The sequence below is a fragment of the Terriglobia bacterium genome, from assembly GCA_020073185.1.
In the GTDB taxonomy this organism is placed as follows: Bacteria; Acidobacteriota; Terriglobia; order Terriglobales; family Acidobacteriaceae; genus JAIQGF01.
In genome coordinates, this window is the sequence record JAIQFT010000039.1 from 1 (window position 1) to 12438 (window position 12438).

General features: G+C 60.8%; 14 protein-coding genes. 2 read left to right on the forward strand and 12 right to left on the reverse strand.

Going from position 1 to position 12438, the window contains the following annotated elements; all coding sequences use genetic code 11:
• The 4 genes from tuf to rpsL form a co-directional block, all read right to left on the reverse strand.
• On the reverse strand, positions 1–139 hold a 139-nt coding region (gene tuf / locus LAN64_14095), incomplete at its 3' end, for an elongation factor Tu (protein ID MBZ5568969.1).
• Positions 140–278: 139 nt separating this feature from the next.
• Positions 279–2369, reverse strand: coding sequence for an elongation factor G (gene fusA / locus LAN64_14100; GenBank protein ID MBZ5568970.1), 2091 nt, complete (start codon positions 2367–2369; stop codon positions 279–281).
• A 123-nt stretch (positions 2370–2492) separates the two neighbouring features.
• Positions 2493–2963 (reverse strand): 30S ribosomal protein S7, encoded by a 471-nt coding sequence (gene rpsG / locus LAN64_14105; protein ID MBZ5568971.1) that lies wholly within the window; start codon positions 2961–2963, stop codon positions 2493–2495.
• A gap of 163 nt (positions 2964–3126) precedes the next feature.
• Complete coding sequence (gene rpsL, locus LAN64_14110; protein MBZ5568972.1) at positions 3127–3501, reverse strand: 30S ribosomal protein S12; 375 nt, start codon at positions 3499–3501, stop codon at positions 3127–3129.
• A 627-nt stretch (positions 3502–4128) separates the two neighbouring features.
• Between rpsL and LAN64_14115 the strand changes: the two genes are divergently transcribed.
• Entirely contained in the window at positions 4129–5445 is a 1317-nt protein-coding gene (locus LAN64_14115; protein ID MBZ5568973.1) for an Ig-like domain-containing protein, read from the forward strand.
• A 5-nt stretch (positions 5446–5450) separates the two neighbouring features.
• The gene (locus LAN64_14120) at positions 5451–6017 is read left to right on the forward strand and encodes a hypothetical protein (protein ID MBZ5568974.1); all 567 of its coding nucleotides are present in this window, start codon (positions 5451–5453) and stop codon (positions 6015–6017) included.
• 79 nt (positions 6018–6096) lie between these two features.
• Here LAN64_14120 and LAN64_14125 read toward each other — a convergent pair whose 3' ends face one another.
• The 8 genes from LAN64_14125 to LAN64_14160 all read right to left on the reverse strand — a co-directional run bounded on the left by LAN64_14125 (position 6097) and on the right by LAN64_14160 (position 12320).
• Complete coding sequence (locus tag LAN64_14125; GenBank protein ID MBZ5568975.1) at positions 6097–6360, reverse strand: DUF2621 family protein; 264 nt, start codon at positions 6358–6360, stop codon at positions 6097–6099.
• Positions 6361–6429: 69 nt separating this feature from the next.
• Entirely contained in the window at positions 6430–6849 is a 420-nt protein-coding gene (gene nusB, locus LAN64_14130) for a transcription antitermination factor NusB (protein MBZ5568976.1), read from the reverse strand.
• Between the two features lie 49 nt (positions 6850–6898).
• The gene (gene ribH / locus LAN64_14135) at positions 6899–7846 is read right to left on the reverse strand and encodes a 6,7-dimethyl-8-ribityllumazine synthase (GenBank protein ID MBZ5568977.1); all 948 of its coding nucleotides are present in this window, start codon (positions 7844–7846) and stop codon (positions 6899–6901) included.
• A 116-nt stretch (positions 7847–7962) separates the two neighbouring features.
• Entirely contained in the window at positions 7963–8745 is a 783-nt protein-coding gene (locus LAN64_14140; GenBank protein ID MBZ5568978.1) for an enoyl-CoA hydratase/isomerase family protein, read from the reverse strand.
• Entirely contained in the window at positions 8742–9287 is a 546-nt protein-coding gene (locus tag LAN64_14145) for a hypothetical protein (GenBank protein ID MBZ5568979.1), read from the reverse strand. The genes LAN64_14140 and LAN64_14145 overlap by 4 nt, the downstream gene beginning before the upstream one ends.
• A gap of 9 nt (positions 9288–9296) precedes the next feature.
• Positions 9297–10175 carry a 3-hydroxyacyl-CoA dehydrogenase family protein gene (locus LAN64_14150; GenBank protein ID MBZ5568980.1) on the reverse strand — a complete coding sequence of 293 codons (879 nt, stop codon included), beginning with the start codon at positions 10173–10175 and terminating at the stop codon, positions 9297–9299.
• Position 10176: 1 nt separating this feature from the next.
• On the reverse strand, positions 10177–10776 hold the full coding sequence (locus tag LAN64_14155; protein ID MBZ5568981.1) for a hypothetical protein: 600 nt from the start codon (positions 10774–10776) through the stop codon (positions 10177–10179).
• 347 nt (positions 10777–11123) lie between these two features.
• Positions 11124–12320 carry an acetyl-CoA C-acetyltransferase gene (locus LAN64_14160; GenBank protein MBZ5568982.1) on the reverse strand — a complete coding sequence of 399 codons (1197 nt, stop codon included), beginning with the start codon at positions 12318–12320 and terminating at the stop codon, positions 11124–11126.
• Positions 12321–12438 lie beyond the last annotated feature (118 nt).

Genomic DNA, 12438 nt, shown 5'->3' on the forward strand with positions numbered 1-12438 from the left:
AACGAAACTTCACGTTCGGATTGTTCTTGCCCAAAACCTTGGTGATGGCCGCCGTGAGCGTGGTCTTGCCGTGGTCGATGTGACCGATCGTGCCTACGTTCACGTGCGGCTTGGTGCGGGAAAATTTCTCTTTCGCCATTCCTATCTCCGTGTCGTCCCTACTGGACTCAGTCTTCAATCTCTCCGGTTCCCGGCGCTGAAGCGCCGGGCTATTTTCACTTGCCCCTACGAGGCTGGTTCAGCATTACGCCGGAACCGCATTGCCTGCGTCACCACGTTCACCGGTTCACCGTCTTGCCCTGCACGCGGGCAATGATTTCGTCCGACACCGAGCGCGGCACTTCCTCGTAACGCGAGAAGTGCATGGAGAAGGTGGCGCGGCCCTGGGTGTTGGAGCGCATGTTGGTGGCGTAGCCGAACATCTCGCTCAGCGGCACCATGGCCTTGATGACCTGCGATCCGGCGCGGTGTTCCATGCCCTCGATGCGGCCGCGGCGGGAGTTCAAGTCGCCGATGATGGCGCTCATGAAATCTTCCGGCACCACCACCTCCACCGACATTACCGGCTCCAGCAGCACCGGGGTGGCCTTGCGGGCGGCATCCTTGAAAGCCATGGATCCGGCAATCTTGAAGGCCATTTCGCTAGAGTCCACGTCGTGATAGCTGCCGTCGTAGAGCGTGGCCTTGACGTCCACCATGGGGTAGCCGGCGAGAATGCCGCCTTCCAAGGCTTCCTTGATTCCCTGATCCACCGGCTTGATGAATTCCTTGGGCACCGAGCCGCCGACAATTTCATTCTCGAATTCGTAGCCCTTGTCCGGGTTGGGTTCGAGCCTGATCTTGACGTGGCCGTACTGGCCGCGCCCACCGGTCTGGCGGATGAACTTGCCTTCCGCCTTGGCTTCCTTGCGGATGGTCTCGCGATAGGCGACCTGCGGCTTGCCGACGTTGGCCTCGACCTTGAACTCGCGCATCATGCGGTCGATGATGATTTCCAGGTGCAGCTCGCCCATACCGCTGATGATGGTCTGGCCGCTGTCGGGATCGGTGTTGACCTTGAAGGTCGGGTCTTCCTGGGCCAGGCGTCCGAGCGCGACGCCCATCTTCTCCTGATCGGCCTTGGTCTTGGGCTCGACCGCAACCGAGATCACCGGCGCCGGAAACACGATCGATTCCAGCACGATCGGTTGCTGCTCGTCGCAGATGGTGTCGCCGGTGGTGATGGTGCGCAACCCGACGCAGGCGCAGATGTCGCCGGCGTAAATCTCGCTGATCTCCTCGCGCTTGTTGGCGTGCATCTTCAGCAGGCGTCCGATACGCTCGCGCTTGCCCTTGGCGGGCAACCAGATGCTGTCGCCGGTCTTCAACTGACCGGAGTAGATGCGGATGAAAGCGAGCTGGCCGACAAAGGGGTCGGTCATAATCTTGAACGCCAGCACGGACAGGGGAGCGTTGTCGTCGGCGGGGCGCAGCACTTCCTTGCCGGTTTCCGGGTTGAGGCCCTTCACCGGCGGGATATCGGCGGGCGAGGGCAGGAAGTCGACGACCGCGTCCAGCATGGGCTGCACGCCCTTGTTCTTGAAGGCGGAGCCGCACAACACTGGGAACAGCTTGAGGTCGATGACGCTTTTGCGCAGCGACTTCTTGAGTTCGTCCGGGGTCATGGTCTCGCCTTCCATGTACTTGCGCAGGAGGTCGTCGTCGTTCTCGACAATGGTTTCCACCAACTGGTTATGGAAGGCGTTGGATTTTTTCTTGAAATTCTCGGGGATGTCCTGGATTTCGAAGTCGGCGCCCAGGGTCTCATCCAGCCAGACCACGGCTTTCATCTCGAAAAGATCGATGATGCCCTTGAAATTGGATTCGCTGCCGATGGGAAGCTGGATGGCGATGGGGCGGGCGTTGAGGCGCTTGCGAATGGTTTCGATGGCGTGCTCGAAATCGGCGCCCATCTTGTCCATCTTGTTAATGAAGCAAATGCGCGGCACGCCATACTTGTCAGCCTGGCGCCAGACGGTTTCCGACTGCGGCTCGACGCCATGCACGGCGTCGAACACGGCGACTGCGCCGTCGAGCACGCGCAGGGATCGCTCGACCTCGGCGGTGAAATCGACGTGGCCGGGCGTGTCGATGATGTTGATCCGCTCATCGCGCCAGAAGCAGGTGGTGGCGGCGCTGGTGATGGTGATGCCGCGCTCCTGCTCCTGCTCCATCCAGTCCATCACAGCGGTGCCTTCGTGGACCTCGCCGATGCGGTGCGTGCGCCCGGTGTAATAGAGGACGCGCTCCGTCGTGGTGGTCTTGCCGGCGTCGATATGCGCCATAATGCCGATGTTTCGGCAACGATCTAATGGAACCTGTCGGGGCACTGTCTGACCTAACTTCCTACTTGTTAAGAGCCGGGGCTGAAGCCCCGACTTGATGTGTCCATGGTCCGCACGGCTAAAGCCGTGCGCTTCCACCTACTGCGCTTCCACCTACTGTGTTTCCGCCTACCACCGATAGTGCGCGAAAGCCTTATTGGCTTCCGCCATGCGGTGAACGTCTTCCTTCTTCTTGATGGCGGCGCCACGGTTGTTGGCGGCGTCGAGCAACTCGTTGGTGAGCTTGTCGGTCATGCCCTTCTCGGCGCGGCCGCGGCTGTAGCTGATCAGCCAGCGGATGGCGAGCGAGGTACGGCGGTCGGGATTGACCTCCACCGGGACCTGGTAGTTGGCGCCGCCGACGCGGCGGGTCTTCACTTCCAGCAGCGGCTTGCAGTTCTCGACGGCCTTCTTGAACAGCTTCAAGGCTTCGTCACCGCCCTTCTCCTGCATCTTCTTCATCGAGTCGTAGAAGATGCTCTCAGCGGTGGATTTCTTGCCACCCCACATCATCGAGTTGATGAATTTAGTGACCAGCGTCGAACCGTAAACCGGGTCGGCGGCAACATCGCGCTTGGGAGTGTGTCCTTTTCTTGGCATGTCAGCTCTCAGCTATCCGCTATCAGCTCTCTACTTGTTCAGCGAGAGGTGAAATTCGCTTGACCATCTCCTCAGGGGCTAAAGCCCCGGAATCTGGCTTGACTCTTGCGGCACGGCTAAAGCCGTGCCCTACCCACTAAGCCTTCGGGCGCTAGCACCGTACTTAGGCTTTTGGCCTCTTGGCGCCGTACTTGGAGCGGCTCTGCTTGCGGTTGGCGACGCCGACCGCATCCAGAGTGCCGCGGATCACGTGATAACGCACGCCCGGCAAATCTTTTACACGGCCACCGCGAATGAGCACGATGGAGTGCTCCTGCAGGTTGTGGCCGACACCGGGAATGTAGGTGGTCACCTCGATGCCGTTGGTCAAACGAACACGGGCGACCTTGCGCAAGGCCGAGTTCGGCTTCTTGGGCGTCTGGGTATAGACGCGGGTGCAGACGCCGCGCTTCTGCGGACAGGACTGCAACGCCGGACTAGCCGTCTTGTAATTGGGGGCCGTCCGCCCCTTGCGCACCAACTGGTTGAAGGTAGGCACTCTGAGACTCCTTCGCGGGCACGCACATCTCCGGCTCAGCGCCACGCGCTCATGCATTTCCATGCTGGCAGGCCTGAGGCCGCCATAATTCCCGCAGCAAGGCGGGAGATTGTTAGTTTCCTGAGGCTGGGAAGGACGACGGTGTCACCGAGCCGAAGCGGTAGGTGATCCGTTTCGTCTTTCTCGTCCTGCATACCCCCACCGAAGACGGTGAGGCAGCGCAGGAGCGTTTCAGCGAGGGCACCCTGTTAGCGGACCTGATGAATACGACTCCCCGTGGTCCTCGGGCGAACCTTCTACAGCTCAGCCGCTGCAAGCAAGCCAAACCCAACTCGCAGAACCTTTCAAATATAGCAACTCGGGCGGGAAGCGTCAACCGGAGATCCCTCGCGACGCTCTGGATTTCGCCTGCGGGCTCCCGCTGCCTCGGCTGCGCCTCGGGTCGCTCACGCCCGCAAAACGGCTCAAGTTGCCGAAAATCTCACCAGCTTCTACACTGAATTCTTTCCCAGCACCAAGTGAAACATACCGTCCGGCCGGAGGGTTGGACGGGGAGGAAGCATGCGGCGGTGGGCAGTCATACTTAGGCTTCAGGCTTCAGGCTCCCGGCGACAGGCACGGAGCATAGTGGCGGCAGTACTTTTGGTGCTGATGATAGCGCTCGCCGGATGCGGCGGCGGCAGCAGCAGCTCGTCGGCCAACACTCCGAGCTCCATTACCGTGAACCCCGCAGTGCTGTCGTTGAACCTGGGCGATGTAGCCGCCGCTTCCGGCACGGTGGTGAACTCCAGCGGCTCGCCAATCACAAATTTTCCGACCATCACCTTCTCCTCGAGCAACACGGCGGTGGCGACCGTATCGTCGGCGGGCGCGGTGTGCGCCGGCAAGTGGGACACGAATTTCATCGTTTGCGATACCACCGGCTTCCAACCGGGCACTGCCAACATCACCCTGACCTCGGGCGCGATCACCGCCACCATCCCGGTGTACACCCACCTGCACGTGGACCGGGTGACCACCAGCCCGGCGGTGGTCGATTGCGTTTCGTCCGGGCAGACGCAACAGATGTCGGCCAAGGCTTTCAGTAACGGCGTGGACATCACCTCCAGTGTCGGCCCGTTCAGTTGGTCAACGTTGTCGGTGGACGTGGACACGATTGACGCTAACGGCCTGGTCACGGCAAAGACTCCCGGCGAAGGCGGAATCGTGGCGACGGTAGCGAATGTGAAGAGCGTGGTGGCGACCTGGATAACGTGCCCGGTGCAGAGCATCAATGTTCACCTCGCCAGCGGGCCGGACACAACTTTCTCGCTGGGCGCCGCGGGGAACACGGTCAACCTGACGGCAGACCTGGTGGACAAGCACGGCAATTCCATCAGCGCACCGCTGAGCTGGTCGAGCTCGCGGGCGTCAGTGGCCAACGTGAATAGCGCCGCCCTGGTGACGGCAGTGGGGCCGGGAACGGTGGGGATCACGGCGAGTTGCGCGGGGTCGTGCAACGTCAACCTGTCCTCGGTATACAGCAACGTGGTAAAAGGTACGGTTGGGGGAACGTCGGCCACCACGATCTACGCCGGCGGAACCGGCTCGACATCGCTGGTGCCGATCGATTCCACCAGCAACGCTGCAGGCACCGCAATCACCCTGCCTTCGACTCCGAATTCGTTCTTGTTCAATGCCATCGGCACGACGGGGTACCTGGGCAGCAGCGGCGGCTTGATGGCGCTGGATTCCTCCACCAACACGGTGACGCAGAACGTGGGCATAACCGGAGCCGTGGTCGCGGTTTCGCCGGACAGTAACCGGGTGATCGTGGCGGGCTCCAACATCGTGTATGTGGTGCGACGGCGGCCGACTTCACCCCGGACAGCCGCGGAGCGTACATCGTCGCCGGCAATACGTTGTACTTCTGGACACCGGGTACCTTCAGGATTGTCGGGCTGAGCGGGGTGGCGAATGACGTGAAGTTCCTCGCCAACGGCGCGTTCGCCTATCTGGCGGGCGGCGCCGCGGGACCGGCAGTGACGGCGCGTGCCGCCTGCGATAATTCGCTCGCCGACACGGCGACCACGCCGGGAACACCAAGGTTCGTGCGCTCGCTGGTGGACGCCGGCAAAGTGCTGGCGGTGGAGTCACCCGGCATGGACGTGCTCACGCCGGCAACAACCCGCGTGGGCTGCCCACCGTCGTTGTCGGACGCGCTCACCCGGGTGGATTTCGGCGTCGGAGCATTTACCGCGCGGCAGTTGTTCCTGCTTTCGGATGGATCCAAGGCGTTCGTCACCAGCGATCTCGGACAACTGCTGGGGCTGAACACCTCGACCCTTACCCCGTTCGCGATTCCGCTGGTTGGGGGCGCCAGCCCCTTTACCGGCGGGGCCACGCTCGACGGCAAGAGTATCTACGTCGGAGCCAGCGATAATAAAGTCCACCGCATAGATCCAGCCACCGGCGCCGACGTGCAGCAGATCGGCGTGTCGTTCACGCCGGACCTGGTGGCGGTGAGACCGAAATAGGCTTCCGGCAAAAGGCTTCAGGCTTCAGGCAAAACGCGAACCGCGCTCTCGGCAGCAGGAGCCTGGCGCCCGCAGCCCGCTAGGAACTGAACGCTTCCTGGTAATCCTCCGGATCAATCCCGTGGTAGGTGAGGGTATGCTTGAGGCGGTTGCGCAGGTCGCCGGGTGTGGCTTCGATGAAAGCGCGGACCGCAGTCTCCATTGAGACTTCGTCCTCGGCGTCGTCGGTGGCGAGCGACTCGGCGCGGCTTTCCATGGCGTCCTTGACCGCGTCGCGCACCGGCGCCGGCAGGGCGCCCATCAGTTCGGCAACAATTTCGTTGGCTTCGTCGGAAAAGGTCATGGCTGTCGGTTATCGGTTCTTGTCGTCAACCGCAGACCGCGAAACAATAAATGGTGCGATGAAAAATCTCTAGGTGTCTTTTTTATCTAAGTGGCGGGCGACCGAGTCAAGCACGCCATTAACAAAGTTTACCGACTCGGGCGTGGAGTAGCGGCGCGCGATCTCAATCGCCTCATTGATGATGACCACCTTCGGCACCTCCGGCTTTGCAAAAAACTCCGCCACCGCGGCGCGGAGCACGTTGCGGTCCACGGCGGCCATGCGCGCCATGCGCCAGTTCACCGCGTGCTTCTCGATCAGGCGATCAATTTCTTCACGGCGGTCGCCGGCGACGCGGAACAAGTCTTCGGTGTAGCCGCGCACCTCGTCATTGATTACGTCGCGCTCCGCCCAGAACGATTGGTCCACCTGCTCGACGGACTGCTTCCCCATGTCGCACTGAAACAGCATCTGCAACAGCAGTTCGCGGGATTTGCGGCGAGAACCCATATGAGTCGACGGTCCACGGTCTGCGGTCAACGGCCAATTGCTGCCAAAGCTATCGGCGGCGTGAACCCGCTTTCGTTCTCTCAGTCCTACTCTTCTTCTCTGAATGTGGTTTCGCCGCGCGCGACGACGCGGAACGTTTGATGCGCGAGCCGTCGACCGCAGGCCGTCGACCATCGACCATCTTCAACTGCGCCATCTCCACCGCCGCCAGGGCAGCGTCGTAACCCTTGTTGCCCGCTTTCAGCCCGGCGCGATCAATGGCCTGCTCCAGCGTGTCGCAGGTCAGAACACCGAAGGCATGCGGCACCCCGGTCTCCTGCGCTGCCTGGCCGATGCCGCGCGTCACCTCGTTGGCAATGACTTCGTAATGATCCGTTTCACCGCGAATCAGGCACCCGAGACAGACGATGGCGTCGTACTTCCCGGTTTCGGCCAACGTGCGGGCCGCCGACGGGATTTCAAACGACCCGGGCACGCGAACGGTGGTGATGTTTTTCGCATCCGCGCCCAGACGATGAAGCGCGTCCTGTGCCCCGGCGAGCAGGCGGTCGGTGATGAGCGCATTGAAGCGTCCGACCACGATGGCGAAGCGCAAGCCGGTAGCGTTCAGCTTGCCTTCGCGCGTGTTGGCGGCGCGCCAGTCTTCCTTATAAGAGAAGATCGTCAGGCGGCCGGCGCCGGCCGGTATTTCCAGGGTGAACAGGCGCCCTCCCCAGTCGGTGTCAGTAATGTCGGCGGCAATTTTGAAGCCGCGCTTGCCGGCGATCTCGTAGGTCACGTCGGCGCTGTCGGTTTCGATCACCAGGTCGGTGTCGGGGAAGCCTTCCCCGATGCCGATCTCAACGCCAGCTTGGCGCGCTTCGAACTTTATTCCCTTGCTCCGCCGACCGTCCCAGGATTCGCCGCGCGTCAGCCCGAGCGCGTCGAAAAAATCCACGAGCGCGCGATAGTCCGCCTCGCGCCTGGCGACCAGCAGCTTGTGGAGGGACTTGATCATGCAAAAAGAAGCTACCACAGAGACACGGCGACACGCAGAAATGAAGAATTAAGAAGTCAGAATGAAGAATGCCGGTAGCAAGCCATTCTTCATTCTGACTTCTGACTTCTTGATTCTCACTTTCCCTTAAAGTTTGGCGCGCGCTTTTCCAGAAACGCCTTGGTGCCCTCGGTCTTGTCCTCGGTGGCGCAGCAGACGCCGAACAGCGTGGCCTCCAGGTACAGACCTTCCTGCAGCGTCATCTCCATGCCCCGATTCACCGCCTCCATGGCGTACTGCACGGCGAGCGGGGCGTTGGCGATGATCTTTTGCGCGATGGCTTCGGCGCGCGCGATCAGCTCCGGCTGCGGCACGACTTCGTTCACCAGCCCGATGCGATGCGCCTCGGCGGCGGTGATCATCTCGCCGGCAAGCACGATTTGCATGGCGATGCCTTTGCCGACCAGGCGGGGCAGTCGCTGCGACCCGCCGTAGCCGGGAATGATGCCGAGATGGACCTCGGGCTGGCCGAGCTTGGCGTTGTCGCTGGCGAGGCGCATGGTGCAGGCCATGGCGATCTCGCAGCCACCGCCCAGCGCGAAGCCGTTGATGCAGGCAATCACCGGCTTGCCCAGGTTTTCGATCAGATTGAGCACGCTCTGGCCCTTGTGCGTGTATGCCTTGCCTTCGACGGCGTTGTGCTTGGCCAGTTCGTTAACGTCGGCGCCCGCGATAAACGCCTTTTCGCCTGCTCCGGTAAAGATTACGACGCGAACGCTGTCGTCGGCCTTGATGGTGTGGAAGACCGTGCGCAGCTCTTCCATGGTTGCCATGTTGAGCGCGTTGAGGACCTTGGGCCGGTTGATGGTAACGTAGGCAATGGCGTTTTTCTTTTCGTAAGTGATGTTCTCGTAGCTCATGATTTCTCCAACCAGGTACGAAGACGACGGCGTAACGGAGTATCAACTTCAGGCGGTGCTTTGATCAGATACTCCCGGGCACGGCCTTGGCAGACTCCAGGCAAATTCTTCAGGTACTCCTCGGCAGCCGTGACTGAGAATTCTTTCCACTCTCTTGGAACTCTTGGGGGAAGATTTGTCCAAATCACTGCATCGAATCTGTTTTCGGCTGCCCAGCACCAGATTTGTCTCTCATGCTCAGGTGTTGTATCGGAAGGACGCGACTTGGTTTCGATCGCTCCGATGTACTCTCTGCTAGTTCCTTCACGATGCTGCAGGTCGCAAATCGCATCTTCCAGGTTGCGCCGGGCGCTCTCGGCGAATCGAGTGGGGCATTTCTGGCCATTCGTCGTATCAATGACGAGCGTTAGTCTCCCATCCGCAGACCTACGAGAGAACTCCAACTTCAAGACAGGTCCGTGCAATCGCCAATCGCCATCGATGGGCAGATCGCGCCTGTCCCAAATCAAGGAGCCCCAACCAAGTATGGCAATCCTTGCCATGTTACTAGCTCAGAAATTCATCGGTACGGGTTTCGCGGGATCGGACCAGTCGTAAAACCCCTTGCCGGATTTCTTGCCGTACCAGCCGGCCATGATCAGGCGCTTGAGCAGCGGCGGCGAGGCGAAGCGCGGCTCCTTGAATTCGTCGAACATCACCTGCGTGATGTAGTAGGTCGTGTCCAGCCCGACAAAATCCAGCAGAGTGAGCGGGCCCATGGGGTAGCCGCAGCCGAGCTTCATGGCCGTATCAATGTCGGTGATGGAGCCCACGCCCTCTTCGTAAGCGCGGATGGCGTCGAGCATGTATGGCACCAGCAGGCGGTTGACGATGAACCCGGTCTTGTCGCTAGTACGCACCGGCACCTTGCCGACTTTCTGCGCGAAGGCGTAACCGGTTTCGAAGACCTCGGGCGCGGTAGTGATGGTGCGGACCACCTCCACCAGTTGCATCAGCGGAACGGGATTGAAGAAGTGCAGGCCGATGAAGCGGTCGGGACGCTTGGTGGCCGCCGCCAGCTCGGTAATCGAGATGGAAGAAGTGTTGCTGGCAAAGATGGCGTCCTTCTTCACTACGGCGTCGAGCGAGGCGTACATCTTCCTCTTCTCTTCCACGTTTTCAATGATGGCTTCGATGATCAGGTCGCAGTCGGCCAGGTCCTGGGGCTTGAGCGTGCCCTTGAGCCGCGCGCGGATCGCCTCCGGCGTTTCCTTGAGCTTGCCTTTCTCGGCAAACTTGGCGAGCGACTTCTCGATTCCGGAAAACCCTTTGTCGAGGAAGCGCTGCTCGGCTTCGAGCACTGTGACGTCGAACCCGGCAGTGGCCGTGACTTGCGCGATACCGGAACCCATCAGACCACAACCGAGAACACCAACTTTTCGAATGTCCATATCATGCCTCTGTACTTGCTGAGGTGTGAGTCAACCCGAATGATCGTGCACAAATTGGAGCAAACAGTTCGACCAATGTCTGAATGGATGTGCGAGCTTCGTTTTCCGCGCTAATTCCGACAAGGTGGGGTGCAGATACCTTGAGCATTTGATCAAAGAAGTTGGGCTTCGCTACATCCGATGGCACACTATCCTTTGTGTGCACATATGCGTTGCGAGCCTTACGAATTCCATCTAGGCGACAGAATTCCTCTTGCGTGATGGTTCCGTCTTGATTGGCTTCATTCAGTAAATCGAAGAACTGAGCGCGGTCAATTGTCGAACCGGATTTAAGTTTGCCGCCAACCCCGAATACCGCGCGGTAATGCGACCGAAAGAATTCTTCAAATGAAAGTTGCGCCATCAGGATGGCTGCGATGTAAGCACCCGTGTACCAACATAGACGCGCCTCTTCAAAGTATTCCGCGGCCAGCGCGGGAATCGGGATCGGGTCGGTCGAGATTCCGATGTTCAGTACGTTTAAGCGGTCCACTCGCCCTTGTCTTGCGCGCTCGTCTGCAAGAACGACTTCCTTCCAGATATCGTCTCGTTCGTTTTCCATTTGAGTAGATCCGACCTTAGCGATCTCCTGCGCCGGTCTCATTTGGCAGCGACTTGGATTCTAGCCAGAAATGAATGTTCCGTCAGTGCCGGTCAGAGAGATCCGGAACTCGTGCTCACTGTCTTGCAGCAGGCATTCTGGCGCGTCCACATACGGCATTAAATCCACGGGCTCAACAGGAGTGATCTTTCCATTTGCGCTCGTGAGCTTCGGCCTGGATTGGCCTCCACCGGGCAGTGAAGTGATCTTGAAGTTCTTCCTCATTCTGTAGCTCACACGCAGTGTAGGCAGACCTCTACAGATTAGCCGCCCTTCACCCTCGAATGTTTGCTGCGTATTCGTGATCATTAACCTCTTTCCACAATCATCGCAATCCCCTGCCCGCCTCCAATACAGGCCGTCGCCAGCCCATACTTCGCGCCGCGGCGACGCAACTCGTGCAGGATGGTGATGATCAGGCGCGTGCCGCTGGCGCCCAGCGGATGGCCGAGCGCAATCGCGCCGCCGTTCACGTTCACCTTGCTGCGATCGAGGCCCAACTCTTTCTCCACGCCGAGGTACTGCGCCGCGAAGGCCTCGTTGACCTCGATCAGGTCCATGTCTTCGAGCTTCAGCCCGGCTTTTTCCAGCGCGATGCGAGTCGCCGGCACCGGGCCGCGTCCCATAAACTTCGGCTCCACTCCGGCGATGCCCCAGCTCACGATGCGCCCCAGCGGTTTCTTGCCGCGCTTCTGCGCCTCATCCACGGACATGACCACCACCGCCGCGCCGCCGTCCACGATGCCGCTGGCGTTGCCGGCGGTGACGGTGCCGTTCTTGCCGAACGAGGGCTTCAGCTTGGCCAGACCTTCCATCGTCGTCTCAGGACGCAGGTGGTCGTCTTGCTCGAACATCTCGCCCGAGGGCTCGCCCTTGCGGTTCTTCAGCGGCACGGGCACGGTCTCTTCCTTCAGTCGGCACGCCTTCTGTGCCGCGGCGGCTTTCTGCTGCGATTGCAGCGCGAACTCGTCCTGCATCTCGCGCGTGATGCCCTGCTGCTCTCCGTAAAGTTCGGCGGTGTTGGCCATCTGCAGGCCGCACCAGGTGTCGAGCAGCGCCACCATGAGCGAGTCCTCCATCTTGCTTTCGCCCAGCGCGAGGCCCCAGCGCGCGCCGCGGATCACATGCGGCGCCTGCGACATGGACTCCATGCCGCCGGCCAGCACGCGCTGCGCTTCGCCGAGTTGAATCATCTGCGCCGCGCTCACGATGGCCTGCATGCCCGAACCGCACAGCCGGTTGACGGTCAGCGCCGGCGTTTCGATCGGCAATCCGGCGCGCAGGGCGACGTGGCGGGCGCCGTAGAGCGCGTCGCAGGAGGTCTGCAGTGCGTTGCCGAAGATGGCATGGTCGAATTCGGAGGGGTCCATCTGGGCGCGCTCAATGGCACCCTTGGCGGCCACGGCGGCAAGCTCCATGGCGGTGAAGTCGCGCAGCTTGCCGCAGTAGCGGCCCATCGGGGTGCGCGCCCCACTGACGATAGCGATGTCGCTTGGCTTGAGCATACAGAGGACTTTCCGGGGTGCGGGTGAAGCCATCAGTCTAGCAGTTGGAGGAAAGCGGAAACAACTAGAGCCGTTTCAGAATCGGTGTAGCCGAGAGAGGAAACACGGAGAGCCCTCG

Excerpts from the sequence above, each read along its gene's own strand:
- rpsG (MBZ5568971.1), bottom strand. The coding sequence starts at position 2,963 with ATGCCAAGAAAAGGACACACTCCCAAGCGCGATGTTGCCGCCGACCCG.
- LAN64_14125 (MBZ5568975.1), bottom strand. The coding sequence starts at position 6,360 with ATGACCTTTTCCGACGAAGCCAACGAAATTGTTGCCGAACTGATGGGC.
- nusB (MBZ5568976.1), bottom strand. The coding sequence starts at position 6,849 with ATGGGTTCTCGCCGCAAATCCCGCGAACTGCTGTTGCAGATGCTGTTT.
- ribH (MBZ5568977.1), bottom strand. The coding sequence starts at position 7,846 with ATGATCAAGTCCCTCCACAAGCTGCTGGTCGCCAGGCGCGAGGCGGAC.
- LAN64_14140 (MBZ5568978.1), bottom strand. The coding sequence starts at position 8,745 with ATGAGCTACGAGAACATCACTTACGAAAAGAAAAACGCCATTGCCTAC.
- LAN64_14145 (MBZ5568979.1), bottom strand. The coding sequence starts at position 9,287 with ATGGCAAGGATTGCCATACTTGGTTGGGGCTCCTTGATTTGGGACAGG.
- LAN64_14150 (MBZ5568980.1), bottom strand. The coding sequence starts at position 10,175 with ATGGACATTCGAAAAGTTGGTGTTCTCGGTTGTGGTCTGATGGGTTCC.
- LAN64_14155 (MBZ5568981.1), bottom strand. The coding sequence starts at position 10,776 with ATGGAAAACGAACGAGACGATATCTGGAAGGAAGTCGTTCTTGCAGAC.
- LAN64_14160 (MBZ5568982.1), bottom strand. The coding sequence starts at position 12,320 with ATGCTCAAGCCAAGCGACATCGCTATCGTCAGTGGGGCGCGCACCCCG.